The organism is Pseudomonas sp. NPDC099000 (assembly GCF_044759925.1).
Classification (GTDB): Bacteria; Pseudomonadota; Gammaproteobacteria; order Pseudomonadales; family Pseudomonadaceae; genus Aquipseudomonas.
This window is the reverse complement of the sequence record NZ_JBIWAF010000018.1, coordinates 56753-81758: the sequence shown is the minus strand read 5'-3', so window position 1 is coordinate 81758 and position 25006 is coordinate 56753. Positions and strand designations below refer to the sequence as shown.

27 protein-coding genes are annotated in these 25006 nt (G+C 59.1%); 16 read left to right on the top strand and 11 right to left on the bottom strand.

Going from position 1 to position 25006, the window contains the following annotated elements:
- Nucleotides 1-8: 8 nt before the first annotated feature.
- On the top strand, nucleotides 9-1019 hold the full coding sequence (locus ACIQV9_RS20090; RefSeq protein ID WP_403104823.1) for an SCO family protein: 1011 nt from the start codon (nucleotides 9-11) through the stop codon (nucleotides 1017-1019).
- Nucleotides 1020-1112: 93 nt separating this feature from the next.
- Nucleotides 1113-2609 carry a sensor histidine kinase gene (locus ACIQV9_RS20085; protein ID WP_403104821.1) on the top strand — a complete coding sequence of 499 codons (1497 nt, stop codon included), beginning with the start codon at nucleotides 1113-1115 and terminating at the stop codon, nucleotides 2607-2609.
- A gap of 207 nt (nucleotides 2610-2816) precedes the next feature.
- Here the strand turns inward: ACIQV9_RS20085 and ACIQV9_RS20080 are convergent, their stop codons facing one another.
- Entirely contained in the window at nucleotides 2817-3185 is a 369-nt protein-coding gene (locus ACIQV9_RS20080; RefSeq protein ID WP_403104819.1) for a VOC family protein, read from the bottom strand.
- 180 nt (nucleotides 3186-3365) lie between these two features.
- Between ACIQV9_RS20080 and ACIQV9_RS20075 the strand changes: the two genes are divergently transcribed.
- On the top strand, nucleotides 3366-3929 hold the full coding sequence (locus ACIQV9_RS20075) for a DUF4174 domain-containing protein (RefSeq protein ID WP_403104816.1): 564 nt from the start codon (nucleotides 3366-3368) through the stop codon (nucleotides 3927-3929).
- Between the two features lie 524 nt (nucleotides 3930-4453).
- Nucleotides 4454-4831, top strand: a complete 378-nt coding sequence (locus tag ACIQV9_RS20070) for a DUF6124 family protein (RefSeq protein ID WP_403104813.1) — start codon at nucleotides 4454-4456, stop codon at nucleotides 4829-4831.
- A 231-nt stretch (nucleotides 4832-5062) separates the two neighbouring features.
- On the opposite strand, the gene ampC is transcribed toward ACIQV9_RS20070, so the two are convergent.
- Entirely contained in the window at nucleotides 5063-6229 is a 1167-nt protein-coding gene (gene ampC, locus ACIQV9_RS20065) for a class C beta-lactamase (RefSeq protein ID WP_403104810.1), read from the bottom strand.
- Between the two features lie 160 nt (nucleotides 6230-6389).
- Here ampC and ACIQV9_RS20060 point away from each other — a divergent pair, with 160 nt between their 5' ends.
- Nucleotides 6390-7262: a LysR family transcriptional regulator gene (locus tag ACIQV9_RS20060; protein ID WP_403104807.1), complete on the top strand. Its 873-nt coding sequence runs from the start codon at nucleotides 6390-6392 to the stop codon at nucleotides 7260-7262.
- A 170-nt stretch (nucleotides 7263-7432) separates the two neighbouring features.
- Here ACIQV9_RS20060 and gudD read toward each other — a convergent pair whose 3' ends face one another.
- The gene (gene gudD, locus ACIQV9_RS20055) at nucleotides 7433-8776 is read right to left on the bottom strand and encodes a glucarate dehydratase (protein ID WP_403104804.1); all 1344 of its coding nucleotides are present in this window, start codon (nucleotides 8774-8776) and stop codon (nucleotides 7433-7435) included.
- A 24-nt stretch (nucleotides 8777-8800) separates the two neighbouring features.
- Nucleotides 8801-10147 carry an MFS transporter gene (locus tag ACIQV9_RS20050; RefSeq protein ID WP_403104802.1) on the bottom strand — a complete coding sequence of 449 codons (1347 nt, stop codon included), beginning with the start codon at nucleotides 10145-10147 and terminating at the stop codon, nucleotides 8801-8803.
- 279 nt (nucleotides 10148-10426) lie between these two features.
- Between ACIQV9_RS20050 and ACIQV9_RS20045 the strand changes: the two genes are divergently transcribed.
- On the top strand, nucleotides 10427-11140 hold the full coding sequence (locus tag ACIQV9_RS20045) for a FadR/GntR family transcriptional regulator (protein WP_403104799.1): 714 nt from the start codon (nucleotides 10427-10429) through the stop codon (nucleotides 11138-11140).
- Between the two features lie 91 nt (nucleotides 11141-11231).
- Entirely contained in the window at nucleotides 11232-11462 is a 231-nt protein-coding gene (locus ACIQV9_RS20040) for a hypothetical protein (protein ID WP_403104797.1), read from the top strand.
- A gap of 31 nt (nucleotides 11463-11493) precedes the next feature.
- Here ACIQV9_RS20040 and ACIQV9_RS20035 read toward each other — a convergent pair whose 3' ends face one another.
- Nucleotides 11494-12825, bottom strand: a complete 1332-nt coding sequence (locus ACIQV9_RS20035) for a hypothetical protein (protein ID WP_403104794.1) — start codon at nucleotides 12823-12825, stop codon at nucleotides 11494-11496.
- 191 nt (nucleotides 12826-13016) lie between these two features.
- Nucleotides 13017-13922, bottom strand: coding sequence for a DMT family transporter (locus ACIQV9_RS20030; RefSeq protein WP_403104791.1), 906 nt, complete (start codon nucleotides 13920-13922; stop codon nucleotides 13017-13019).
- 95 nt (nucleotides 13923-14017) lie between these two features.
- Here ACIQV9_RS20030 and ACIQV9_RS20025 point away from each other — a divergent pair, with 95 nt between their 5' ends.
- The gene (locus ACIQV9_RS20025; RefSeq protein WP_403104789.1) at nucleotides 14018-14881 is read left to right on the top strand and encodes a LysR substrate-binding domain-containing protein; all 864 of its coding nucleotides are present in this window, start codon (nucleotides 14018-14020) and stop codon (nucleotides 14879-14881) included.
- 33 nt (nucleotides 14882-14914) lie between these two features.
- On the opposite strand, the gene yegQ is transcribed toward ACIQV9_RS20025, so the two are convergent.
- Nucleotides 14915-16237 carry a tRNA 5-hydroxyuridine modification protein YegQ gene (gene yegQ / locus ACIQV9_RS20020; RefSeq protein WP_403104786.1) on the bottom strand — a complete coding sequence of 441 codons (1323 nt, stop codon included), beginning with the start codon at nucleotides 16235-16237 and terminating at the stop codon, nucleotides 14915-14917.
- A 164-nt stretch (nucleotides 16238-16401) separates the two neighbouring features.
- On the opposite strand from yegQ, the gene ACIQV9_RS20015 reads away from it, so the two are divergent.
- Nucleotides 16402-17463 carry an AI-2E family transporter gene (locus ACIQV9_RS20015; protein WP_403104783.1) on the top strand — a complete coding sequence of 354 codons (1062 nt, stop codon included), beginning with the start codon at nucleotides 16402-16404 and terminating at the stop codon, nucleotides 17461-17463.
- Here ACIQV9_RS20015 and ACIQV9_RS20010 read toward each other — a convergent pair.
- The 3 genes from ACIQV9_RS20010 to ACIQV9_RS20000 form a co-directional block, all read right to left on the bottom strand.
- Complete coding sequence (locus ACIQV9_RS20010; RefSeq protein ID WP_403104781.1) at nucleotides 17460-17642, bottom strand: hypothetical protein; 183 nt, start codon at nucleotides 17640-17642, stop codon at nucleotides 17460-17462. The genes ACIQV9_RS20015 and ACIQV9_RS20010 overlap by 4 nt on opposite strands.
- A gap of 100 nt (nucleotides 17643-17742) precedes the next feature.
- Nucleotides 17743-17937 (bottom strand): hypothetical protein, encoded by a 195-nt coding sequence (locus ACIQV9_RS20005; protein WP_003179723.1) that lies wholly within the window; start codon nucleotides 17935-17937, stop codon nucleotides 17743-17745.
- 235 nt (nucleotides 17938-18172) lie between these two features.
- The gene (locus ACIQV9_RS20000) at nucleotides 18173-18538 is read right to left on the bottom strand and encodes a hypothetical protein (protein ID WP_403104777.1); all 366 of its coding nucleotides are present in this window, start codon (nucleotides 18536-18538) and stop codon (nucleotides 18173-18175) included.
- Nucleotides 18539-18783: 245 nt separating this feature from the next.
- Here ACIQV9_RS20000 and ACIQV9_RS19995 point away from each other — a divergent pair, with 245 nt between their 5' ends.
- Nucleotides 18784-19602 carry a shikimate 5-dehydrogenase gene (locus ACIQV9_RS19995; protein WP_403104775.1) on the top strand — a complete coding sequence of 273 codons (819 nt, stop codon included), beginning with the start codon at nucleotides 18784-18786 and terminating at the stop codon, nucleotides 19600-19602.
- Nucleotides 19603-19844: 242 nt separating this feature from the next.
- On the top strand, nucleotides 19845-20363 hold the full coding sequence (locus tag ACIQV9_RS19990; protein ID WP_403104772.1) for a cupin domain-containing protein: 519 nt from the start codon (nucleotides 19845-19847) through the stop codon (nucleotides 20361-20363).
- A gap of 115 nt (nucleotides 20364-20478) precedes the next feature.
- Here ACIQV9_RS19990 and ACIQV9_RS19985 read toward each other — a convergent pair whose 3' ends face one another.
- Nucleotides 20479-21126, bottom strand: coding sequence for a YceH family protein (locus ACIQV9_RS19985; RefSeq protein WP_403104769.1), 648 nt, complete (start codon nucleotides 21124-21126; stop codon nucleotides 20479-20481).
- Between the two features lie 158 nt (nucleotides 21127-21284).
- Here ACIQV9_RS19985 and ACIQV9_RS19980 point away from each other — a divergent pair, with 158 nt between their 5' ends.
- From ACIQV9_RS19980 to ACIQV9_RS19960, 5 genes are read left to right on the top strand one after another with little or no spacing between them, the layout of a single operon-like run.
- Nucleotides 21285-21440, top strand: coding sequence for a hypothetical protein (locus tag ACIQV9_RS19980; RefSeq protein ID WP_403104766.1), 156 nt, complete (start codon nucleotides 21285-21287; stop codon nucleotides 21438-21440).
- Complete coding sequence (locus ACIQV9_RS19975) at nucleotides 21437-22414, top strand: NAD-dependent epimerase (RefSeq protein ID WP_403104763.1); 978 nt, start codon at nucleotides 21437-21439, stop codon at nucleotides 22412-22414. The genes ACIQV9_RS19980 and ACIQV9_RS19975 overlap by 4 nt, the downstream gene beginning before the upstream one ends.
- Nucleotides 22415-22459: 45 nt before the next feature.
- The gene (locus ACIQV9_RS19970; RefSeq protein ID WP_403104760.1) at nucleotides 22460-23200 is read left to right on the top strand and encodes a glycosyltransferase family 2 protein; all 741 of its coding nucleotides are present in this window, start codon (nucleotides 22460-22462) and stop codon (nucleotides 23198-23200) included.
- Nucleotides 23197-23475, top strand: a complete 279-nt coding sequence (locus ACIQV9_RS19965; protein ID WP_403104757.1) for a lipid-A-disaccharide synthase N-terminal domain-containing protein — start codon at nucleotides 23197-23199, stop codon at nucleotides 23473-23475. Before ACIQV9_RS19970 ends, ACIQV9_RS19965 begins: the two co-directional genes overlap by 4 nt.
- Before the next feature lie 3 nt (nucleotides 23476-23478).
- Nucleotides 23479-24999 carry an ArnT family glycosyltransferase gene (locus ACIQV9_RS19960; protein ID WP_403104754.1) on the top strand — a complete coding sequence of 507 codons (1521 nt, stop codon included), beginning with the start codon at nucleotides 23479-23481 and terminating at the stop codon, nucleotides 24997-24999.
- Nucleotides 25000-25006 lie beyond the last annotated feature (7 nt).

Below are 25006 nucleotides of genomic sequence, written 5' to 3'. Positions count from 1 at the left end.
GAGCCGACATGACATCACGTACGCCGCGCTCCCGCGCCCTGGGCATGCACCTGATTTTGCTGCTGGTCACCTGTGTGCTGGCCGCTTGGGTGCTGCTCGCTCATGAAAGTGCACCGTCACCGACGGAATCGGCGACACCCTGGGGCGGCGATTACTTCCCCAACACCTTGTTGACCGATCAGGACGGTCGGCAGGTGCGTTTTTTCGAGGACCTGATCAAGGGCAAAGTGGTGGTGATCAACTTCATCTTCACCACGTGCAGCGACTCCTGTCCGCTGGAAACCGCGCGCCTGCGCCAAATACAACAGTTGCTCGGGGACCGGGTCGGGAAGGACATCTTTTTCTACTCGATCAGCATCGACCCACTGAGCGATACCCCCGAGGTGCTCAAAGCCTACGCCCAGCGTTTCAAGGTCGGACCGGGCTGGCAGTTTCTCACCGGCGAATTCGAGGCCGTTACCGACCTGCGAAAAAAACTCGGGCTGTTTATCGAAGGCGTCGACAACGGACGCAACAAGGATCACAACCTGAGCCTGATCGTTGGCAACCAGAGCACCGGTCGCTGGATGAAAGCCTCGCCGTTCGAGAACCCGTGGATCCTCGCCGATCAGTTGGCCAATACCTTGCAGAACTGGAAGCAGGCCAGTGCCGAGGGGAGCTACGCCAATGCGCCCGAGATCCGCCCGCCGAGCAACGGAGAAGAATTGTTTCGCACTCGTTGCGCGTCGTGTCACAGCCTCGGGCCGCAAGACGGGCAGGGCATCGGCATGCGCAGCATAGGTCCGGACCTGATCGGCGTGACCCGTCAGCGAGACCCCGTCTGGCTCAATCGCTGGATCCGCGAACCGGATCGCATGCTTGCCGAGAAGGACCCGATTGCGCTGGAGCTGTTTGAACGTTTCGACAAAATCCCGATGCCCAACCTGCGCCTGGATGAAAACGCGGCGCAGTCCATCATGGATTTTTTGCAGGAAGAAACCGATCGTCAACAATCGTTGCAGGCGGCGCAGCTGCAATAGCGGCTGAATACAATCATTGAGCCGTCGGGCTCGATCAATGCCACCTGCACTGATCCGATGAAAGGGTTTCTTGCCAGTACTCAGGAGCCACCCATGCAGATACTCGAACAACACAAAGTACCTGCGCCGTCGCACACGGCGGCAGGAGAAGGCACGGGCTTGAGTGGCCAGTTCAATCTGCTGCGCTGGTTTTCCCTGGGCAGTTTTTTCATCATCGCCGCCGTGGCGCTGGGGCTGGGTTATATATCTACGCGTTTCGTCGTCGAGGAAAGCATCGAGCGCGATTCCCTGCTGACCGCGCAATTCATTCAGGCCATTGGTGATGCGGAAATCCGCCACGCCTCGATCAACCCGAACAGAACCATGGGCGAAATGCTCGATCCGCGCGATGACAATGCCTATTCCGACGTAGATCCGGCATCGCGCGCTGCTGCCCGCATAGAGTTTCTCGATCACGTCGAACACTTGCCGGACACGCTGCTGGCGGCGGTGTACGCCCTGGATCGCACCGTGGTCTGGTCGACCAACCCGGAGTTGATCGGCGTGCGCATTGAGGACGATAAGGAGCTGGACGAATCCTTCGAGATGAAGGAAACCGTATCCACCAGCTACCACGAGATCGATGAAGAACGTCCCGAACAGATGCTGCTGCGCGAACCCAAGTACCTGTTCATCGAGAACTACATCCCGATGTTCAATGCCGACAAAAGCAAAGTGATCGCCATGGTCGAGATCTACAAAGAACCTGCGGACCTGGTGGCGCGCATCCAGCGTGGTTTCAAGTTGATCTGGCTGGCGACCGTGCTCGGTGGTGCCGTCATCTACCTCGGGCTATTCTGGATTGTCCGGCGTGCGGCCAAGCTGCTCGAGAGCCAGCAGAAACAGCTGATCGCCAACGAAACCTTCGTGGCGCTGGGTGAAATGTCCTCGGCCGTGGCCCACAGCTTGCGCAATCCGTTGGCGAACATTCGCTCCAGTGCCGAACTGGCCCAGGAAATCGCCAGCCAGAACGCGCAGAAAAACATCGGCGACATCATCAATCAGGTCGATCGCATGTCGCGTTGGGTCCGTGAATTGCTGATGTCGTTGCGGCCGATGAATGACGACTATGAGGCGGTGGATCTGGTGTTGGCCATCGATGACACCCTGAGTGCCTTCGACGCGCTGATCAGACGCTCCAGCGTCGAAGTCAATTTCACGCCCAAGGTCTGCCCGCCGGTGTTGAGTCAGCAGGTGTTGCTGACGCAAATTCTCAATAGCCTGATTGCCAACGCCCTGGAAGCCATGCCCAAGGGCGGCGTGCTGAATATCGAGATTGAATCGCCGCAGACCGGCCATGTGTGCATGATCCTGAGCGATACCGGCAAGGGCATGACCAAACAGCAGCAACAAATGGTCTTCAGGCCGTTTTTCACCACCAAACAAGGCGGGTTGGGCGTGGGCCTGGCCCTGGTCAAAAGGATAATGGAGCGTTTCGATGGCTCGGTGGAACTGACCAGCCAGGAGCAGGTAGGAACCCGCGTTCGTCTCAACTTTAAAGCGGTAACGGGAGGAGGATATGGAGCACAGCATTCTGCTGGTCAAGGATGACGAACGCCCCGCCGAGAACATTCAGACCTGTCTGGCCTTGATTCAGAGAACTCCGTTAAGTAATGGGGCTCCGCGTTCAGGTGAATAGTACGGCACGACCAGTCTCTTTGCGCCCCCGATATGCTTTGTCAGGAAAAACTGCAGGGGCGACAACTATCCTGACACCAGGGTCGCATTCATCGTTTTGAACCCGCACTGCCTCCAGAATCAGGGGCGCGTGAGCATTTCCAGCAGATGCCCGTCCGGGTCATCGAAATACACCCGCCGGCCACCGCCATAATCGTTGATCTCGTTGGGCCGTTGCTTGCCGGGATCGGCCCACCAGGGCTGCTGGCGCGCCTGCAGGCGTGCAAAGGCCGCATCGAAATCCTCGTCGCTGATCAAAAACGCATAGTGCTGGGAGGCGATCGGCGGGTCGTTGTCGTAGAAATCCAGCGACACGCCATTGTCGAACTTGACGACCAGCATCGGCCCGAACGTCTCGGGAGCGGGCAGGCCGAGGATCTCGGCGAGGTAATGGGCCGAGATCTGCTTGTCTCGGCACCAGACGATGGTGTGGTTCAACTGAGCGCTCATGGCGGGGTCCTCACGGCGGATCAGGTGGGTCGTTATGAGTGATGAGATTAGCTCAGCCTGTTGCGCAATGACCGCCCTGACCTAAGCTTGGGTCAAGGCGGAACACAATTGCGGTGCGTCACCCGGAACGATCGCCGCGATGCGCAATCATTAGAGCGTGGATATCAAAAGGAGATGCGCATGCTCATCAGGTCTTTGACCCTGACTACCTTGCTGGCTTTCGTCGGTCCCTTGTTCGCCGCCGAAGACGGCTCACCGCTGGACATTGACAAGGGCAGGGCCCGGCCACTGATTGTGATTGCTCCCAGCACGGTTGACCCGGTCTGGGTGAACCTGAAAAAGTCGCTGAACGATCCGGCCAACAAGGACGGTGTCGCCCAGCGCAATATCAGGGTGTACACCGTGCTGAACATGTTCGGTCAACTGGACGGCAAGGATCTCGGCCAGCAGGACACCATGGCACTGATCCGCTCGCTGAAACTCGGCGCGGGGGCTTTGCCCAAAGTCATCCTGGTGGGCAAGGACGGCGAGAAGAAGTTCGAGAGCTCGGGGGATGAATCAAAGTCGGTCGACTTGAAGAAGATTTTCGACACCATCGATGCCTTGCCGGCGACTGAAAAAGAAGCCGCACCGCCGTCGGTCACAACGCCCGTGGTTACCGAACCGGCCGCCAAAGGCGCCAACGGCGCAAAACCGGGCAAACCCGCCAAACCGACCAAGCCCCCGGAAATGCCGGATGATTGAACGCCTACTAACCCCTGTGCAAGCGAGCCTGCTCGCGATAGCGGTGGGAGCGGGGCCACTGCGCCGCGCGTGTTGATTTGATGGATGTGATCGGACGACGATTGCGGCCGCAGTAACGACAATGGGCGACCTCAAGGGGTCATCCATTTTTTTTGGCTGTGCAGGTCTCTGTAGCAGCTGCCGAGCCTGCGAGGCTGCGTTCGACTGCGAAGCAGTCGTGAAATCAGGCACTGCGGTCTATCAGGTAAACCGCGTGTGCAGGATTTAAGACTGCTTCGCAACCGAACGCAGCCTCGCAGGCTCGGCAGCTGCTACAAAAAATCAGGTGTTACGCGGGGCGGCGTATTGGTTTCATTGGTCTCGGAAATTTCCTGCAAGTCCTGTCGGACTTCATGAACTGGTTTCTGTCAGAGCGCACCGTTAGCCTTCGTCAGCCACCGCAACCATCGCGGTCGGACGTGGGAGTCCGCAACATTGAGGGATCCAGGGACGAAATAACCAATGGCCAGAAAGGAGCCTCGTCTATGAAGAAGTTCGGCAAAAATGATCCGCAACGCCCAACCGACGCCACTCACCTGAAGCTTGTCCGGCTGGGCGAAACGGCCGAGCGCGACACCCGCATTCGAGTGCGCAAGCCCAGGCGTTCCGTCCCGATCAACCAGATCCTCACGATTGCTCCGGGCGTCGACACCCTCACTCTCTTGCATCAGGCCAGCGAAACCCTTGCGTCCCTGAATGCGGTGCTTGTGAATTTTGCCGTCAAGCTGGATGGCAAGAACCGGGTGATGCTGGGGGCGATTCAGCAGTTGGCGGGGATTGCGGAGTTGTTGGTGAATCAGGCCCGGGACAATCTTGATCCGAGGAACGATGCGCCTGACGCTCCTACGCCGACCCGGCATTGAGTGAACGCAAAAACGACAACGGGCGACCTCAAAGGAGGTCGCCCATTTTATTGCCCAAACGGTATTTGTAGCAGCTGCCGAGCCTGCGAGGCTGCGTTCGGCTGCGTAGCAGTCGTGATCCGGTGTATGCGGTTTGTCTGAAAGTATTAGGTGGCCGTTTTACGACTGCTTCGCAGCCGAACGCAGCCTCGCAGGCTCGGCAGCTGCTACAGGCGCCCGTGTTGCTCTGGGTTATTCCGTCAGGGCACTCAATATATTGTGAGCAATCCTGATTCGCTCGGCGTTCGGGTAATTCTTGTTCGCCAGAATCACGATGCCGATATCTTTCGAAGGCACGAACGCGACATAAGCGCCGAAACCACCTGTCGACCCGGTCTTGTTGAACCATGCCGCGTCTTGCGCAGGTTGCGGCGGGTTCAGCCACTGGACTTTATGCGCCTGCATCGCCATCTCCGTCGAGTTGCCACTCAGCAACGTATCGAGGCTGACCGGATAACGGTAATGCTCCCAACCCAACCCCTGCGTCATCTCGCCCACGGTGTAGTAACCGCTGTGAGTGAGGGCAATCGCTTGCTGCAATGGCTTCTCCAGCGTTGCCGGTTTCAGGTTCGCTTCAACATAACGAAGCAAATCTGCCGCGCTGGTTTTCACGCCATACGCCTCCGAATCCAGCGCGCCCGGGCTCACCCGCACCGGTTTGCCCTCCTTGTTGTAACCCTGGGCGTATAGCCCCATCTGATCCTGCGGCACCTTGAGGTAGGTGTGCTTGAGGCCGAGGTTGGGCAGCAGGTTTTTTTCCATCAAATCATCGAAGGGCTGGCCCATGCTTTTGGCTGCCAGATAACCGGACAGCCCCAGGCTTGGGTTCGAATACTGACGGTGGGTGCCCGCGGCATAAACCGGTTTCCACTGTTTGAAATAGGCGAGCATTTTGTCCGGGTGATCGGCCTCGTCAGGGAACTGCAGTGGCAACCCGCCAGCGGTGTAAGTGGCGAGTTGCAACACGCTGATGGTGTCGAACGCACTGCCGCGCAACTCAGGCCACACCTGGCTGGCCCGGTCAGACAAAGACAGTTTGCCGGTGGCCTGGGCGTAGGCAGCCAACGTGGTGGCAAAGGTTTTACTGACTGAACCGATTTCGAACAGGGTGTCTTTGCTGACGGGTTTACCGTCCTCTTTCGACGCCACACCGTAGTTAAAGTAATGCTGCTGACCCTTCAAGGTGATCGCAACCGAGACGCCAGGGATATTCTGTTGTTGCATGACCGGCCCGATGGCTGCTTTCACCAGAGCGTCGAGTTGATCGTCGGATTTTGTTGCGGCCATACAGTGACTTGCGCCGAGCAACACGGCGAAAGCGCTGAGGGACGCCAGTCTTGGCAGATGAAATTTGTACATGATTGGAACCACTCTCCATGAGTTGCCATTACTTTAACCGCTACACTCCGAACGGATCCAACACCGGACGGCTGACGGGCGCGCCAAATCTAGGCAGTCGGGCGAGAATCGACAAACGACTATATTTCGGGTTAGCCATTAGAAAAATTTGGGAGTGGGCATGATTCGTCCTCATCTGCCGCTGAATGCATTGCGCGCCTTCGAGGCATCCGCGCGCCATTTGAGCTTCACTCGGGCGGCGGTGGAGTTGTTCGTTACGCCAGCAGCGGTCAGTCATCAAGTCAAAAGCCTTGAAGCCCAGCTTAACGTGACGCTGTTCAAACGCTTGCCCCGCGGCTTGATGCTGACCAGTGAAGGCGAAACCTTGTTGCCAGTGTTGCGCGAGTCCTTCGACCGGATTGCCGAAACCCTTGAGCGTTTCGAGGGCGGGCATTTTCGTGAAGTGTTGACCGTGGGCGCCGTGGGGACGTTTGCGGTGGGTTGGCTGTTGCCACGGCTGGCGGACTTTCAGTCGAAACATCCGTTCATAGATTTGCGCCTGTCGACCAACAACAACCGGGTGGACGTGGCTGCCGAAGGCCTGGATTACGCCATCCGGTTTGGCGCTGGAGCCTGGCACGGGATCGAGGCGTTAAAGCTGATCGAGGCGCCGTTGTCGGTGCTCTGCGTCCCGGAAATAGCCGGGCAGTTGCGAGAGCCCGCCGATCTGCTCAAGCAGACGCTGTTGCGTTCCTATCGCACGGACGAGTGGTCCGAGTGGTTTCTGGCCGCCGGGTTGCCGGCCAATACGCCGGCGCCCAAGAGCATCGTCTTCGACTCCTCGCTGGCCATGATGGAGGCGGCGCTACAAGGCGCCGGCATTGCCTTGGCGCCACCGCTGATGTTCGCCCGGCAACTGGCGGCAGGGGCGATCGAGCAGCCGTTCGACATCGGCATCACCACTGGCAGCTATTGGCTGACGCGCTTGCAGTCGCGGGCTGAAACGTCGGCGATGGCGATGTTCAAGGAGTGGCTGCTGCAAGCTTCGGGCTGATACAAAACCCTGTGGGAGTGAGCCTGCTCGCGATGAGGCCATAACATTCAACTTCATCATTGACTGTTACACCGCCATCGCGAGCAGGCTCGCTCCTACAAGGGGTTGGCGATTTTCACAAAGTCCGGCAACAACCCCGCTCCCACAGGGAATGAGGTGGTTTCGAAGAATTAGCGCACCAGACTCGGCCGCTTGTTATCGAACTTCCACCCCGGAATCAGAAACTGCATCGCCACGCTGTCATCCCGCGCACCCAGCCCCATGCCTTTGTACAACTCATGAGCCTTGGCCAACTGATCCAGATCCAGCTCAACCCCCAATCCCGGTTTCTTCGGCACCTGCACGCAACCACCAACGATTTGCAACGGAGCCTTGGTCAGGCGCTGCCCGTCCTGCCAGATCCAGTGCGTGTCGATTGCAGTAATTTCCCCCGGTGCGGCCGCCGCGACATGGGTGAACATGGCCAGGGAAATATCAAAGTGGTTGTTGGAATGAGAGCCCCAGGTCAGCCCCCATTCGTGGCACATCTGCGCCACGCGAACCGAACCCTGCATCGTCCAGAAATGCGGGTCGGCCAGGGGAATGTCCACCGATTGCAGCTGGATCGCGTGACCCATTTCCCGCCAGTCGGTGGCGATCATGTTGGTCGCGGTTTTCAGGCCTGTGGCACGGCGAAACTCGGCCATGACTTCACGACCCGAATACCCGTTTTCCGCCCCGCACGGATCTTCGGCGTAAGCGAGCACGTGATGCTGATCGCGGCACAGTCGAATGGCTTCTTTGAGTGACCACGCACCATTCGGGTCGAGGGTAATGCGCGCGTCAGGGAACCGTTCGGCCAGCGCGGTGACGGCTTCGATTTCCTCGTCGCCGCTGAGCACGCCGCCCTTGAGCTTGAAGTCCTTGAAGCCGTAGCGAGCGTGCGCGGCCTCGGCCAGGCGCACCACGGCGTCGGCGGTCATGGCTTTGTCGTGGCGCACGCGAAACCAGTCATTGTCGGCCTCCGGTTCGCTGCGATAGGCCAAGTCGGTTTCGTTGCGGTCACCGACATAAAACAGATAACCGAGCATCTTCACTTCGTCCCGCTGCTGGCCTTCACCGAGCAGCGCCGCAACCGGCACGTCCAGATGCTGACCGAGCAAGTCGAGGAGGGCGGCTTCCAGGCCCGTGACCGCGTGAATGGTGATGCGCAGGTCGAACGTCTGCAAACCGCGACCGCCGGCATCGCGATCGGCGAAGGTCTGGCGCACCTGATTGAGGATCTTCTGATACGTGCCGATGGGGCTGCCGACCACCAGTGAACGTGCATCTTCGAGCGTCTGGCGAATGCGCTCGCCACCCGGCACTTCGCCGACCCCGGTGTGACCGGCGTTGTCCTTGAGGATCACGATGTTGCGGGTGAAAAACGGGCCGTGGGCGCCGCTCAGATTGAGCAGCATGCCGTCATGACCGGCCACCGGCATCACTTGCATGCTGGTGATGATCGGGGCTTTGGCGGTGTCTTGTGGGTTCATTGTCTTGTCCTTCAAAACAGAGATTCAGGCGTGATTGGGCGCTGGTTTGCCCAGGGCAACGGCAGGTGCGGTTTTCGGTGTATTACGCGCGGCGAAGACGATGATCGCGGCGATGATCGACGTTGCGGCCAAGCCGTACAGCCCGCCCTGAATGGAACCGGTGTGTTCTTCGAGCAGGCCGAACGTGGTCGGCGCAACGAAGCCGCCAAGGTTGCCCACCGAGTTGATCAACGCGATCACGCCCGCCGCGATTCGCGCATCCAGATAAGCCTGAGGGATCGGCCAAAACAGCGACGATGCCGACTTGAAACCCAGCGCCGCGAAGCAGATCGCCACGAAGGCGAAGATCGGCCCGCCGGTGGTGGACATGAACATCCCGGCCGCCGCGATCAGCAGGGCAGCGGCGACCCAGGCTTGCTGGTGTTTCCATTTGGCGGACAAAGTTGCGAAGGCGTACATGCCGACGATCGAGAGCAACCATGGGATCGAGTTGAACAGCCCGACCTGAATGTCGCTGAGGTCACCCATCTTCTTGATGATGCTCGGCAGCCAGAAGGTCGCGGCATAGATGGTCAGCTGGATGAAGAAGTAGATCAGGCAGAACAGGATGATCTGGCGATCCTTGAGCAGCGTGCCCAACGACGGCTTGATCGGCGTCGCCGCTTCCCGGGCCAGTTGTTCGTCATCGATGGCTTTGACCAGCGCATCTTGCTCGGCGCGGGTCAGCCATTTGGCGTCGTGGGGTTTGGAGTCCAGCCAGAACCACACGAACACGCAGAGCCCGACTGAAAACATCCCCTCGATGAAATACATCCACTGCCAGCCATGCATCCCGAATCCGCTGATCTGCAACAGCAACCCGGACAGCGGGCCGGAGATCAGTGAAGCAATGGCCGAACCGCTGAGGAAAATGGCAATTGCCTTGCCACGCTCGACGCCAGGCAGCCAGCGCGTGAAGTAATAAATCACCCCGGGAAAGAATCCCGCTTCAGCCACGCCCAGCAGGAATCGCAGGATGTAGAAGTGGGTTTCGTTCTGAATGAAGGCCATGCAAGCGGCGACCAGGCCCCAGGTCAGCATGATGCGGGTCAGCCAGATTCGCGCGCCGACTTTTTGCAGGAGGATGTTGGAAGGGACTTCGAACAGCGCGTAACCGATGAAGAACAGCCCGGCGCCAAGGCCGTAGGCGGCGGCACCAATGCCCAGGTCGTGCTCCATGTGGGCACGGACAAAGCCGATGTTCACCCGGTCGATGTAGTTGACGATGAACATGATCACGAACAGCGGCAGTACATGGCGTTTCACTTTCGAGATGGCGGATTTCAGGACCGAATCGGCGCCATCGTTTATCCCGGATATGGATGTATTCACTGCGTTATCTCCCACTGATTATTTTTATGCGGGGTGCGGCTGGGTATCGCGATGTTGATAGACATCATACAACTAGGTTTTTTCGCTGCAAGGACTCTTGTCCAGCTAAATGGCGCTATTTCTGCGGATTGTTATTCTTTTTGCGCTTCGGCTTTGTTTGGTTGATGGCGGTTTATGACCATTTGTTGAATGTTGTCATACAAGTTGTTTGTTGGTTTCTTGAGATTCCAGCCGAGCGCAGTGCTACGATTCCGTTAGCCCTGCTACCGGATGATCGCCATGCAAGAAGACTTCGACGCGCCTGCCCGCAAGCGCACCCACAACCTGGCCCATGACCTGGTGGCCAAATTGAGCCAGAGCATCTTGCTCGGGCAGATGTTGCCGGGAGACAAGCTGCCGTCGGAGAACACGATTGTTCAGGAGCACGGGGTCAGCCGCACCGTGGTGCGTGAGGCGATCTCGAAGTTGCAGGCTTCAGGCCTGGTAGAAACCCGTCACGGTATCGGCACCTTTGTGCTGGAACGTGCACCGGAGCAGGGGTTGCGATTGAATGTCGATACCGCGCTGGGGGTGCGCAGCATCCTGGAGTTGCGCATGGGCCTGGAAACCCAGGCCGCCGCGCTGGCGGCGAGCCGTCGCACCGAGCAGCAGTTGATGCAGATGCGCGAAGCGCTCGACGACTATCAAAGCCTGCTCGCCAACAACGACAGCTGCGTTGAAGCCGACAAGCGCTTCCACCTGCTGATCGCCGAAGCCACCGGCAACGTGTGCTTCACCGAAATCATGCAGCACCTGGGCAGCGCCATGATTCCGCGGACCCGGGTCAATGCCGCCGAGCGTGGCGCGGCGGATCTGAGTAAGTTGGGGCAGCTGGCCAACCTCGAGCACGAGGCGATTCTCAACGCGATCAAACGGCAAGACCCGGACGCTGCGCGCGCCGCCATGTGGCTGCACCTGACCAACAGCCGCGACCGGTTTTCAGCCGGCGTCTGACGACCGTTTGTCCAGTCGATAGCACGCCATTCCCACGCCCCTTCCAACGAGTACGGCCCAGATTTGCTGGACCTCATCAGTGAGGTGCGTCATGGCTAACAACTCAATGTTCCAGGGTGGAACACCCGATACCGACCCGACCAGACCGATGCCCGGCACCGACGAGCCGACGCTGGATCACGATGCTCCGCCCGGCAGGGACCCTTCGCTGGACCCGGCTGCCGCAGACGCCGATCGGCCTGAAGACTGGAAGGATCCGGCCGCTGACGAGGACGTACCGCCAGCGGATGAGCCAACCCCTTTATCCGATGACAGGCGATAAAAAGAACCCGGCCCAAGTGCCGGGTTTTTCTTTACTCTTCGACCTTGACCAGCGTTACCCGACTCTCGGTGCCCCCTAGCGTGGACGAGGACAGAAAGAAGTAAGCGTAGTCTTCAAGGTAGAAAATCCTGCTGTCACGTTTGAGCTTTTGGCCAAGGTCAAACTGACAGCGCAGTTCTTTGGCGGGGCCTTTCAGTTCGCTGTTGACCTGGGCTGCGTCGAGCACACGCTGCACGATGCACTGCACACTTTCCCGTTTCATTGTTTCGCCATCGAGGGTGCTTCGTTCCCGTTTGCTGGCGCGCATTTCCAATGACGCACCCACCGGCATGCGTTGCCAGTCGCCGGTGAAACTCAATTGCTGGGTATCGGTGACGGTGGATAACGGCGGTCTGTTTCGCTTGCTGTCGGTCAGCGAATATTGCTCTGCCAGTGGCAACAACCCCCTGAAACTGACGATGTACCGGCCAACTGGAGCCTTTTCCCGGCGCTCGCGCAATTGTCCGCTCTGAGCGTCGGTGTCGAACACCAGCGCATTTTCCGTGCTTGAGTTTGAAAAATATAAGAGCGTGTTATTGATGTTCGACACCGTGCGCTTGAGTGTCCGGGAGGGCGGTGCAAGCTTTAAATCGGTGATGGCTTTCAATACCGAAGCGGACACAGGTTCTATCTGGTAGCTCAGCGCAAGTTTGGCGCGGGCGGCATACGCAGGCAGTGTCGAGCGCTGCAAGGGGGCGGCGCACGCAACGTTCAGCAAGGTCTGGGTGTCCGCTCTGCCTTGAGCGAAGGCCTGTTGCGACGGGTTGTTCAGTACCCCGCCCATGGACACCCTATCATTCGGGCCAAGCTGGAATGAACTCAGTACTCGATAGGCCTTGCGTGCGCAATCGACTTCATAGCGCTCGCGTGTCTGTCCGAACAGTTGCAGGTTGGGTTTGTCGGTGAGCAGCGCGGGTTCGTCGTATCCGCCCCAGAACCGGCTGACGTTGCCCTCGGTTTTCAGGCTGTTGACGTCGATCATCACCCAGCGTGCGGCTTCAGTGCGATGGACAACGCGCCAGTCCGACGCTGCGGTGCGCCTACAGGCTTCGCTGAAGTGCGGCTTGCTGGCCAGCTCGGCTGCCAGTTCCTTGGGAATCAGAACCGTCAACGGTGTGTGCTGGTGGCTGCCATCCGTCGTTGCGATCGGGAAGTTGTCGAGGAACAGCAGTTTGACATCGGGGACCTTGCAGTCCGCTTGCAGCTGTACAACGCTCGGTAAACCATCGCGAGTGTAAGCCGGGGTGTGGACCTGATAGCTGAGCGTATCGCCGTTACGCATCACTGAGTTTTCCAGTGGCGTTTTCTTGAATACTTCTTGCACAGTCAGAACCGGCTGCCGGTAGGGCGGTGGGGCGGGAGTCGCGGGTGGCGGGCTGGCGCAACCGGACAATATCCCTAGCACACAGGCAGCAGCGAAACGGTTCATAAGCATTTCCAGGCGATGGCGTCACGTTCATGTGAACAGAGGACGTCGGCATCGCAAGGCAATTCTTTAATCGGCATGGCTCGCCGTCATGGCCGGGCGGGCTGCGTCGCGATGGCCGCAGGGCGCCGCTCCAGATTCAACGCCAACACGCTGATCAGCACCACCACCGCACCAACCCCGATCATCAACGTCGGCTGCTCGCCCAAGGCAAACGCTGCTATGGCCATGGCGGTGGGCGGAATCAGATACAGCGTCATGGTTGCCCGACTCAAATCGATGTGGGCCAGCACAAACGCCCAGGCCAGGTAGGCGAGGGCGCTGGGAAACACGCCCAAGGCAACCACGGCCATTTGCACCTGCATCGGCGCGCTGACGACTTTGCCGGCCAACCCCGGCAAATAAATCAGCAACAGCGCGGTGCCCGACCAGACCGTGTAACAGACTAGCGTCAAACCGTCGTAGCGCCCGGAATGATGCTTCTGCAACGCGAAGTAAAAACTCCACGACACCGCCGCCAGCAAGATCAGCAACCCGTGCGCATCAATGCTGCCCAGCCCGCGATCACCGGCCACCACAATCACCACGCCAATCAATCCCAATAAAACACACCCCCAGCGCCAGATGCTGACCCGGTCCTTGAACACGAACCGCGCCAGCAAGGTGCTGAACAACGGCGTCGATTGCGCCAGCACACTGGAAGCGCCGGCGCTGACACCTTGCTGGCCGATATTCAGGGCGACGTGGTGCAGGCTCACGGCAAAGAAACCGAGGACGAACAGCAACGGCAGATCGCCAAGCTTCGGCAGACGGATACCTTTGAACGCGGCCACGACGGCCATGAACACCGACGCGATCAGAAAGCGCAGCAGCGCCAGATGGCCGGGGTCGTAGGCCTGCAAGCCGATGTGGATGCCGGTCGGTGAGAAACCCCAGCAGACGACGACAAACGCCATGGCCAGGAGAATTTTGTGGGTGTGCGTTGAGGGCTTCATGGTCGATTACCGAGGGTTGATGCACCGAGTATCGGAAGCCTGACCATTCGCCACAACTGACTTATACTGCGGCAACTGTTCACTTTTGGTGATGTATGGAATTGGCGCAGATTCGCATGTTCAAGACTGTTGCCGAGGTCGGCAGCATCGCCCGGGCGGCGGAGCTGTTGCACTGCGTGCCGTCGAACATCACGGCACGCATCAAGTCGCTGGAAGCGGAACTGGGCGTGGCGCTGTTTCTGCGCGAGGGCCGAGGCTTGCGCATCAGTCCGGCGGGGCAGACGTTTCTGACTTACGCCTCGAAGATCCTGGCGCTGACCGTTGAAGCCAAACGCGCGGTGGACCCATCGGCCGAACCGTCCGGCCCGCTGCGTATCGGCGCCATCGAGTCTTCGGCTACCGGTCGTCTGCCGCGTCTGCTGGCCAAGTTTCACAAGCGCTATCCCGGCGTCGCGCTGGAGCTGACCACCGGCACCTGGAGCCAACTGCTCGATGACACGCTCAATCATCGGCTCGACGGCGCGATCGTCGCGGTGGATGTGGAGCGCGCACAGCTCAAGCGCACGCCGATGTACCGCGAAGAGCTGCTGCTGATTGCCTCGACATCGCTGGGGCCGGTGCGTGCTATCGCAGACTTGCAGGACAAGACCGTGTTCATGTGGCCCCCAGGCTGTCCTTACCGCGCGGCACTGGAACACTGGTTGCTGCGCCAAGGGCAGGCGCTGCCGATTGTCAGCCTGGCCAGTTATGGCGCGATTGTCGGGTGTGTCAGCGCCGGGGCCGGTGTCGCACTCGTACCCAAAGGGGTGTTTGATCAGTACGCCAAAGGAGCGGGGTGCGCGGGGTTTGAGTTCCCTGAGCTGACGGCCATCGACAACCTGTTTTACTGGCATGAAAACGCCGGGGTTCACCCGGCGCGGGAAGCGTTTGTGACGATGTTGCGTGAGGAGTTCGCGTAGGCGCGGGCGCAGACTGCGTTCTTTGGTACGGATCTACAGGCTGACATCCCGCATCAACAACCCGAACCGCAAATCCACCGCATCCGGAATCGGCACATACACCGTATGCCCATCCCCTGGCGCGACGTCGATCGGCTCGCCTTTGATGTTCTGCAATTGATGCAGATCAAACTGGAAATTACCCTGGGGCGTCATCAGTTCCATGTGATCCCCCAGGTTAAACCGGTTTTTTACCTTCACTTGCGCCAAACGATCACGACGCTCACCGGTCAACTCGCCAACAAACTGCTGGCGCTCTGAAACCGAGCTGCCGTGCTGGTAGTTCTGGTATTCGTCATGCACATGCCGACGCAGGAAACCTTCGGTGTAGCCGCGCTGGGCCAGGGACTCCAGGTCTGTCATCAGGCTGCGATCAAACTCGCGACCGGCCACGGCATCATCAATCGCGCGGCGATAGACCTGCGTGGTGCGTGCGCAATAGAAGTGCGATTTGGTCCGGCCTTCGATCTTCAGCGAGTGCACGCCCATCTGCGTCAGCCGCCCGACATGCTGCACGGCGCGCAGGTCCTTGGCGTTCATGATGTAAGTGCCGTGCTCGTCCTCGAAGGCCGGCATCAATTCGTCCGGGCGATTGGCTTCCTGCAACAGGAACACCTGATCGGTCGGCGCGCCGATGCCCAGGGTCGGTTCAGGCTGGAAGTGCTGAACGATTTCACCGAGCTGATTTTCCGTGGCTTGTGTAGCCGAATACTTCCAGCGACAGGCGTTGGTGCAACTGCCCTGATTGGCATCGCGCTTGTTCAGGTAGCCCGACAACAGGCAGCGGCCGGAATAGGCCATGCACAACGCGCCATGGACAAAGACCTCCAGTTCCATCGCCGGGACTTGCTGGCGGATCTCGGCGATTTCTTCCAGCGACAGCTCCCGAGAAAGGATGATCCGGCTCAAACCCTGTTGCTGCCAGAACTCGACACTGGCCCAGTTCACCGTATTGGCCTGTACCGACAGGTGGATCGGCATGTGCGGGAAGTGCCGGCGTACCAGCATGATCAAACCGGGGTCGGACATGATCAGCGCGTCCGGCGCCATGGCAATCACGGGTGCCAGGTCGTTGAGGAAGGTCTTGAGCTTGGCGTTGTGCGGCGCAATGTTCACCACCACATAGAAGCGTTTGCCTTGTGCCTGCGCCTCGCGAATACCGAGCGCAAGGTTGGCGTGATCAAATTCGTTGTTGCGCACCCGCAGGCTGTAACGCGGCTGGCCGGCGTAGACCGCATCGGCACCGTAGGCGAAGGCGTAGCGCATGTTTTTCAAGGTGCCGGCAGGGGCGAGCAGTTCTGGAGCAAGGAGCGTCATGGCAGTGTCGATCGCAAAAGCCCGCGAGGGTAATCGGCTTGCCCGCGGGGTTCATTGATCTGGATCTATGCTTGATGAACAAACGGATGGCACTCGCGCGAACCGTGGCGGACTAAGCATCAGCACGGCTCTTCAATACAAGAGCGCACTGACATGGATCGGACATGAACGAAGAGACGGTACACAACAAATCACTGGTGATCTTGCTCGGGGTGGTCACCGCTGCTTTTATCTGGATTTTGCTGCCGTTCTACGGTGCGGTGTTCTGGGCGGTGATCCTCGGGATTCTGTTCGCGCCGCTGCAACGCCGGATACAACTGAAGTTCGGCAGGCAGCGCAACCTGACGTCGTTGCTCACCCTGAGCATCTGCCTGTTGATCGCGATTCTGCCGGTGATCATCCTCAGCATCTTGCTGGTCCAGGAAGGGGCGTCGCTTTACAAGAGCATCGAAAGCGGCGAACTGGACATCGCGGGCTATGTGACGCATTTCAAGCACAGCTTGCCGCCGTACTTCCAGCATTTGCTGGATCGGGCCGGGATCGGCGAGCTGGACGGGCTGCGGGAGAAAATTATCAAGAGTGCGGTGACGGGCAATGAGTTTGTCGCCACGCAAGTGTTCAGTTTCGGTCAGGGCACGTTCGATTTTGTGGTGGGTTTTTTCATCATGCTCTACCTGCTGTTCTTCTTCCTGCGAGACGGCGCGGAACTGGCGCGTAAAGTTCGCTCCGCCATCCCGCTGCAGGAGAGCCAGAAACGCCGCTTGCAGCTCAAGTTCAATCGCGTGGTTCGGGCGACCGTAAAGGGCAACCTGCTGGTGGCGATCACACAAGGCGCGTTGGGTGGTTTGATTTTCTGGTTTCTGGATATTCCGAGCGCATTGCTCTGGGCGGTGTTGATGGCGTTTCTGTCGCTGTTACCAGCAGTGGGGGCGGGAATTGTCTGGGCGCCGGTGGCGGCATTTTTCCTGTTCGCCGGGGCGATCTGGCAGGGCGTGGTGCTGGTGTTGTTCGGGATTTTTGTGATCGGCCTGGTGGATAACGTGCTGCGACCGATCCTGGTGGGCAAGGACACGAAGATGCCGGACTATCTGATCCTCATCTCGACCCTGGGTGGCCTGGCGATTTTCGGCCTGAACGGCTTTGTCATCGGGCCGCTGATCGCGGCGCTGTTCATGTCGAGCTGGGCGATCTTCATCGAAACCAAGCCAAGGGTTCAGCTGCCTTAAGCGCTGAACCGCCCCTGGCCGATTTTTTGCGACAGTGCCTTGGCGGCAGGCAGCGAAGTGAGCGGCCCGCTGATCGGTTCGCCGTCCTGCACCAGATACCAACAGGCGAGCAATCCTAGCTCTCTGAGCGGTGCGGGAACGGCGCTGCCGATTACGGACATGATTTGAACCTGGGACATAAATACCTCCATCAATCGATGGAGCTACCTTACGGATCTGCCACTCGAACGGACAATCAACACTTTCGATAGTCGTCATTGATGCCAGTGAGTCTTGGGTTCAGTCGACCACCAGATCAAGCATATGGACCACTTCCTGTTCGTTGAGCAGGCCTTTGCGCACCAGGTTTTCTGCCAGCAGCGAAAGAAACTTGGCGCTGCGATGGCCTTCCAGGTGCTTGAGTTCGGTCAAAGCGTTGTACACCTTGCTGGAAGTGCACAAGCCGACAATGCGGTGCGGGTTTTGCGTGGGCATGAGGTCGTCCTTGTTTTTATCAACCTGTTGTTTACGCACAGATCCAAGCTTGCGGACCTTGCATGACATAAATATGACCGTTTTTCCCGATACGGGGGAAGGGCGGTCGAGTCAATCTTGCCAACATGAACCGTCAACACTGTCCCGACAGCGACCTTGACGCGATTTTTCGAGACCTTCGCCGACGAACGGTCACAAAAAAGCCCCGCTGATAAGGCGGGGCCTGATGAGGCTTTTACCAGCGGCCATAACCGTGGGGAGGGCCGTAGTAACCGCGCGGTGGACCGTAATAACCACGGGGCGGGCCGTAGTAAACCGGCGGTGGCGCGTAGTAGACCGGTTGCTGCACGTAGACCGGCGCAGGCTGGTAATAAACCGGAGGCGGTTGTTGCACGTAAACCGGCTGTGGCTGAACGTACACCGGTTGCTGTACATAGACCGGCCGGTTGCTGTTGATGATGGCCGAGCCGACGATTGCCGAACCAACGATCGCGCCAAATACCGCTGGACCCTGCCAACCGTGACCGCCGCCAGCCTCTGCCTGCCCTGTGATAGCAAGAGCACCGAGCAGCAAGGCAACTGTGGGGATTTTACGGATCATGATAATTCCTCGGTTCTTCGACCCGGCGCTTGTGTCTGCAATAGACCCAAGGATTGTCGCGGGGATACAGCTAAGACAGCTTTTTTTTGAAATTCAGCACAGCCGCTGGGTAAATTTTGTGTAAGGTCTGTACCGGCTTCTTTACGGGCCTGGAGAACCTGCTCAGGCACGCCGTAATGATCGATCAGAACACGATGGAATGGCTAATCCCGTCCATCTGAAAGTGCTTTTGAAGGAGATATTTCATGCAGATGAACCCCAATCGAGACACCCAGCTGTGCATGTCGCTTTCCGGGCGCCCCGGCAATTTCGGCCTGCGGTTTCACAATCATCTGTATGAACAGTTGGGCCTGAATTTTTACTACAAGGCGTTCAGCAGTCAGGATCTTCCGGGTGCGGTTGGCGGCATTCGTGCACTGGGTATTCGTGGCTGCGGCGTGTCGATGCCGTTCAAGGAAGCCTGCATTGCGCTGGTCGATGAACTGGACGCGTCGGCGGCAGCCATTCAATCGATCAACACCATCGTCAACACCAACGGCCACCTCAAGGCCTACAACACCGATTACATCGCCATCGCCCAGTTGCTTGAAACCCATCAGGTGCCGAAGGAATCGACCTTTGCCCTACGCGGCAGCGGCGGCATGGCCAAAGCCGTGGCCAGCGCCTTGCGCGATGGTGGCTATAAAAACGGCCTGATCGTGGCTCGTAACGAGCGCGCCGGGCGGACGTTGGCTGAATCCCTGGGCTATCAGTGGCAGGCTGAACTGGGCACTCAGCGCCCGCAGATGGTGATCAACGTCACGCCGATCGGCATGAGCGGTGGACCTGAGGCCGATCAACTGGCGTTCGACGCTGAAACCATCGCTGCTGCCGAGACTGTCTTCGATGTGGTGGCGATTCCCTCGGAAACACCGCTGATCGTGCGCGGTCGTGCCGAGGGCAAGCGCGTCATTACCGGGCTGGAAGTGATCGCGATCCAGGCGCTGGAGCAGTTTGTCCTGTACACCGGCGTGCGGCCGACGGATGAGCAGTTCAAGAAAGCGGTGGAGTTTGCTCGGGGCTGAACCCTCCAGTTCTCTGTTGATTGTACTGGCGCCATCGCGAGCAGGCTCGCTCCTACAGTGGATTGGCGTCGTACACGTATTTTGTGTCCGACAGTGACACCTGTGGGAGTGAGCCTGCTCGCGATGGGCGCAACTCGGTCTCCGGGCTAGCCCATTCAGTTGCCACAACATTCCCCGCCTATACTCCCCGCCAGCAAGCAAAGACTTGCCGCCCCCAAAAACAAACCGTGCCTGAGGTTTCCATGCATCCCCCCATTCTCAACCTGAATCAGGTCGAACTTGAACCATTGCCCGAAGCCCTGGCGCCCACCGGTGAAACCGCCGGCCGCTATCAGCAGAAATTGGCCCGGGTCGGCCAGCAACTGGGTGCGCAAAAACTTGGTTATCGGCTGTACGTGCTGGAGCCAGGCATGCGAGGCAGCCCGTTCCACAGTCATCGGGTCAACGAGGAGATGTTTTACGTCGTGGCCGGGGAAGGGGAGGTGCGCCTCGGTGCCGAGCGTTTTCCGATTCGCGCCGGGGACGTGATCGCCTGCCCGCCGGGCGGTCCTGAAGCCGCGCACCAGATCATCAACAACAGCAAGGGCGAACTGCGCTACCTGGCGGTCAGCACCCAGCAATCGCCGGAGATTTGCGAATACCCCGACTCCGGCAAATACGTGGTGATGGACGACTTCAAGGTCGACGCCGAAGGCAATGCCTCAGGCTTCGTCGCCATCGCCCGACCAGGCGACGGCGTGGATTACTGGGACGGCGAGTAGCACTCCTTTTGTAGGGGCGAGGCTTGCCCGCGAAGGCGATTTTCAATTCGACGATAATGTTGGATGTTGAATCGCTTTCGCGGGCAAGCCTCGCTCCTACAGGCCACAGTGGTGGTTATTCGAGGCGAGCCAGGCGTTCCTCCAGCGCTGCAATCCGCGCTTCCAGCTCTTCGATTCGCTCAACCGATACACCGCTACCGGCACCGCGTTCGGCCGGGTTATGCCGGGCCGCGAGGATGACTTCGATATCCGCCGGATCACCCAACGCGTGTATATAGCGGTCTTCGCGCTGCCCGGCCTGACGCGGAATCAACAACGCCAGCCCCCGAGCAATCAACCGTTCCAGTTGATGCACTACCTGTTCGGCGTCTTCAAAATCATGCATGCGGCCGCTGCGGGTCAGCAGTTCATTGACCGTCTGCGGCCCCCGCAGAAACAGCAATCCCGCCAGAATCACCTGGGCCGGCACCAGTTCCAGCGCCTTGTCGACCTTGTGCTCCCAGCGATCGGCACGGCTGCCCATCACCAGTTTGGTAAAGCCGCGACCTTCGAGGGCGCGCAGGCTCTGGCCGACCTGGCCCTGGGTCAGGTTCATCACTGGTTCGCGACTGGTTTTCTGGTTGCAGGCAATCACTAGCGCATTGAGGGTCAGCGGATAGGTTTCCGGGCTGGTGGCCTGCTTCTCGATCAACGAGCCCAGAATGCGGATTTCCGTGCTGTTGAGGCGCGGCTCGTCGAAGGTCGTCTCTTGCTCAGTGCTCATTATTCTGCGTCCTTTCCCGGTTTCATATTCTTCTCCTGCCGGCATGCACTTTAAATCGGCGTGCGCCAATGGCAACTGAATTCGTCGCTCCAGCTTTGAAACGGTCATAAAACCTACATCAAGCCATAACGCTATTTTTACAATCTGGCGGGCACCGTGTGCATGGTTGCGGACCACTGCCGCACATGACCGGCGCGACGCCACGGCGTATCGACGACGTCACTGGCCTTAACCATTTCACCCTGGAGCAAGGCATGGAGCTGACGTTGGTATCGACCCGTAATAATGCGCTCATCGGCGTGGCCCCGCTATGACCGTTCTAGTCACCGGCGCCGCAGGATTCATCGGCTTTCACACGGTCAAGCGCCTGTGTGAGCAAGGTATTGATGTGGTCGGCATCGATAATCTAAACGACTACTACAGCGTGGAACTCAAACACGCACGGCTCAAGGAGCTGAGCGCCTTGTCCGGTTTTCATTTCAAGGTGCTGGACATTGTCGACAAGCCAGCCTTGATAACCTTGTTCAAGGATCACGGTTTCACCGAGGTCATCCATCTGGCTGCCCAAGCCGGTGTTCGCTACTCGCTGGACAGCCCGGACGTTTATGCGCAATCGAACCTGGTGGGTTTTCTGAATGTGCTGGAAGCCTGCCGACACTATCGCCCCAAGCATCTGATTTATGCGTCGAGCAGCTCGGTGTACGGCACCAACAGCAAAATGCCTTTTAGCGTTGAAGATGCCGTCGATCACCCGATTTCGCTGTATGCCGCCAGCAAACGCGCGAATGAGCTGATGGCTCACAGCTATTGTCACCTTTATGGACTCAAGGCCAGCGGCCTGCGGTTTTTTACCGTTTACGGACCTTGGGGGCGCCCTGACATGGCGCTGTTCAAATTCACCCACGCGATCCTCAACGACAAACCAGTCGACCTTTACAACCAGGGCCAGATGTCGCGCGACTTCACCTACATCGACGACATCGTCGAAAGCATTGCGCGCCTGCGCCCACGACCGCCGTTGCCGGACAGCCCCGGCGAGGGTGCCAACCGGATTTACAACATCGGCCGCGGCATGCCGGTGGCGCTGCTGGATTTCGTCGGCTGCCTTGAGTCGACGTTAGGGATTCAGGCCCGACGCAACTTTCTGCCGCTCCAGGCGGGCGACGTGGTCAAGACCTGGGCGGACGTGTCGGCATTGGCACAGTGGGTCGATTTCCGTCCGCAAGTGACGGTTGAAACCGGCGTCGCGGAATTCGTGAAGTGGTATCGCCACTTTTATCAGAGATGAAATGTTGGCCCTCGATCATAAAAATCCAGGGTAATAGGGGCCTCTATGAGCCAAGACATATTTGTATCCGTGCTGATTCCGGCAAAGAACGAAGCGAACAATCTCAAATCGCTGCTTGAAGAAATCCGTATCGCACTGGTCGATGAGGCGTATGAAATCATTGTCGTGGACGACGGCAGTACTGACGCCACTTTGCAGGAACTGCGACAGAGCAAATACAGTGGCTTGAGCACGTTGCGCATCCTGCGCCACGAGCGTTCGCTGGGGCAGAGCACTTCGCTCTACCATGCGGCGCTCGCCGCCCGGGGCCAATGGCTGGCCACGCTCGATGGCGACGGTCAGAACGACCCGGCGGATATTCCCGGCATGCTGGCGTTGGTGCGCAGTGAGCTGGCCATTGTCGACCTTCAATTGGTCGCCGGGCACCGGGTCAACCGCCGCGATAGCGCGAGCAAGCGCTGGGCCTCGCGGTTTGCCAACGGGCTGCGCAGCCGCATGCTCAAGGACCAGACGCCCGACACGGGTTGCGGGTTGAAACTGATCCAGCGGGCCGCGTTTCTGCGCTTGCCGTACTTCGACCATATGCACCGCTTCATTCCTGCGCTGATCCAGCGCCACAACGGCCGCATGATCACCCACCCGGTCAATCATCGACCGCGCACGGCCGGGGTCTCCAAATACGGCAACATCGACCGCGCCCTGGTGGGCATTCTCGATCTGGTCGGCGTCTGGTGGCTGATCAAGCGCACGCGACTGAACAGCCATGCGCAGGAGATGGAAGGATGAACCTGTCCCGCGAGACCCTGTGGCTGGTGGTCGGTTTCAGTGGCCAGATCGCCTTTACCGGACGCTTTGTCCTGCAGTGGCTGTACAGCGAATACAAAAAACGCAGCGTGATTCCGGTGAGCTTCTGGTACCTCAGCATCGTCGGCAGTGCGCTGTTGTTCGCTTACGCCATTTATCGACAGGACCCGGTGTTCATCGCCGGTCAGGCGTTCGGCTTTATCGTGTATTTGCGCAACCTGCAATTGATTGCCCGCAGCAAAACCTTGAAGGACTGAACCGTGCGCCGAACCCTGTCACCCAGCGTTGAATGTCTGGGACTGATGTTGCTTGCTCTTTTACTGGTAGGCGCAGGACTCGGCCTGCGTCAGCCGCAGAATGTCGACGAGGAGCGATTCCTCGGTGTTGCGCTGGAGATGCTGCACAACGGTTCTTGGTTGATTCCGCACCGAGCCGCCGAAATCTACGGCGATAAACCACCGATTTTCATGTGGACGGTGGCGTTTTTCACCTGGATCACCGGGATGCCCGCCCTTGCCCTTTATATTCCGGGGCTTTTGTCGGCCACATCGGTCACGGCCATGCTCTACGACTTGGGCCGAAGGCTATGGAATCAGCGTGCCGGGCGGACGGCTGCGCTCCTGTACCTGGCGACGTATCAGACGTACAGCATTTTGCGGACCGGTCAGATCGACAGTTTTCTGATTCTGTTTACCTCGCTGGGGCTGTACGGCCTGGTGCGTCATCTGCTGCTTGGGCCGGCCTGGCGTTGGTTTTACGTTGGGTGCGCGGCCATGGGGATTGGTGTGATCACCAAAGGGGTCGGCTTCGTCCCGGCATTGATGTTGATTCCGTATGCCTACGCAGTGCGCAAAGGCTGGCCCGGAGTGGTGGCCATGCCGGGCGCGGCGCGCAAGTGGTGCCTGGGTTTTTTGGTAGTGCTTGGCGCGATCGCGATCTGGTTGCTGCCCTTGGCGGTGTCCATCGTATTCAATGGCGCCGCTGACGAAATCGCCTATGCGCGGGAAATTCTTCTGCGCCAGACGGCGGGGCGCTATGCGGCAGCCTGGGATCATCGAGAACCGTTCTGGTATTTCTTCGTCAACGTCATCCCGCAATATTGGCTGCCGCTGGTGCTCGCGCTGCCATGGCTGGTGCCCGCCTGGAGCCGGCAACTGCGCAAGCGCGACGGACGAGTGCTGGTGTTGCTGGGGTGGGTCGTGCTGGTTGTGCTGTTTTTCTGTCTGAGCAGCGGCAAGCGCAAGTTGTACATCTATCCGGCGCTGCCGGGGCTGGTGCTGATCGCTGCGCCGCTGATTCCATGGTTGTTCAAGCGCTGGTTCAGCCAGCGCCCACGGGGTTGGCGGGTATTTCAGGTGGTGACCGTGGCCTGGTTCACGCTGTGGTTTGGCCGCGGTTTTATCGAGCCGGTCAAGGACGGACCCAATCCTCACAAGGCACTGATGCTGCAAGCAGCGCAGATGACCCAAGGCGCGGACCTGGTGTTGGTCAACTGGCGCGAGGGCCATTGGTTGTTTGCCCGACAGCCGATCGTTCATTTCGGAATGACCCGTTCCACGGTCGAACAAGCGGCGCAATGGTTGCGCGAACACCGTCAGTCATACGCGTTGGTGCCGGATGAACTGCTCAGCCAGTGCTTCAATCCCCAGGCAGCCCATGAGCTGGGGGAGACCTCGCGTGCGCAATGGTCGATCGTCGGTGCCGATGCCGATAACGGTCGTTGTCATCCTGGCCCGCCCGCCACTATCTATCGCTTCACCTGGGACCGCGCATCGCTATAATCGCCCC

Coding starts and splice junctions, on each gene's coding strand:
- ACIQV9_RS20000 (WP_403104777.1), bottom strand. CDS start 18,538: ATGATCCGTAAAATCCCCACAGTTGCCTTGCTGCTCGGTGCTCTTGCT.
- ampC (WP_403104810.1), bottom strand. CDS start 6,229: ATGTACAAATTTCATCTGCCAAGACTGGCGTCCCTCAGCGCTTTCGCC.
- ACIQV9_RS20075 (WP_403104816.1), top strand. CDS start 3,366: ATGCTCATCAGGTCTTTGACCCTGACTACCTTGCTGGCTTTCGTCGGT.
- ACIQV9_RS19995 (WP_403104775.1), top strand. CDS start 18,784: ATGCAGATGAACCCCAATCGAGACACCCAGCTGTGCATGTCGCTTTCC.
- ACIQV9_RS20030 (WP_403104791.1), bottom strand. CDS start 13,922: ATGAAGCCCTCAACGCACACCCACAAAATTCTCCTGGCCATGGCGTTT.
- ACIQV9_RS20070 (WP_403104813.1), top strand. CDS start 4,454: ATGAAGAAGTTCGGCAAAAATGATCCGCAACGCCCAACCGACGCCACT.
- ACIQV9_RS19975 (WP_403104763.1), top strand. CDS start 21,437: ATGACCGTTCTAGTCACCGGCGCCGCAGGATTCATCGGCTTTCACACG.
- ACIQV9_RS20005 (WP_003179723.1), bottom strand. CDS start 17,937: ATGCCCACGCAAAACCCGCACCGCATTGTCGGCTTGTGCACTTCCAGC.
- ACIQV9_RS20010 (WP_403104781.1), bottom strand. CDS start 17,642: ATGTCCCAGGTTCAAATCATGTCCGTAATCGGCAGCGCCGTTCCCGCA.
- ACIQV9_RS19985 (WP_403104769.1), bottom strand. CDS start 21,126: ATGAGCACTGAGCAAGAGACGACCTTCGACGAGCCGCGCCTCAACAGC.
- ACIQV9_RS20060 (WP_403104807.1), top strand. CDS start 6,390: ATGATTCGTCCTCATCTGCCGCTGAATGCATTGCGCGCCTTCGAGGCA.
- ACIQV9_RS19965 (WP_403104757.1), top strand. CDS start 23,197: ATGAACCTGTCCCGCGAGACCCTGTGGCTGGTGGTCGGTTTCAGTGGC.
- ACIQV9_RS20025 (WP_403104789.1), top strand. CDS start 14,018: ATGGAATTGGCGCAGATTCGCATGTTCAAGACTGTTGCCGAGGTCGGC.
- ACIQV9_RS20090 (WP_403104823.1), top strand. CDS start 9: ATGACATCACGTACGCCGCGCTCCCGCGCCCTGGGCATGCACCTGATT.
- ACIQV9_RS19970 (WP_403104760.1), top strand. CDS start 22,460: ATGAGCCAAGACATATTTGTATCCGTGCTGATTCCGGCAAAGAACGAA.
- ACIQV9_RS20045 (WP_403104799.1), top strand. CDS start 10,427: ATGCAAGAAGACTTCGACGCGCCTGCCCGCAAGCGCACCCACAACCTG.
- ACIQV9_RS20080 (WP_403104819.1), bottom strand. CDS start 3,185: ATGAGCGCTCAGTTGAACCACACCATCGTCTGGTGCCGAGACAAGCAG.
- ACIQV9_RS19990 (WP_403104772.1), top strand. CDS start 19,845: ATGCATCCCCCCATTCTCAACCTGAATCAGGTCGAACTTGAACCATTG.
- ACIQV9_RS20085 (WP_403104821.1), top strand. CDS start 1,113: ATGCAGATACTCGAACAACACAAAGTACCTGCGCCGTCGCACACGGCG.
- yegQ (WP_403104786.1), bottom strand. CDS start 16,237: ATGACGCTCCTTGCTCCAGAACTGCTCGCCCCTGCCGGCACCTTGAAA.
- ACIQV9_RS20040 (WP_403104797.1), top strand. CDS start 11,232: ATGGCTAACAACTCAATGTTCCAGGGTGGAACACCCGATACCGACCCG.
- gudD (WP_403104804.1), bottom strand. CDS start 8,776: ATGAACCCACAAGACACCGCCAAAGCCCCGATCATCACCAGCATGCAA.
- ACIQV9_RS20015 (WP_403104783.1), top strand. CDS start 16,402: ATGAACGAAGAGACGGTACACAACAAATCACTGGTGATCTTGCTCGGG.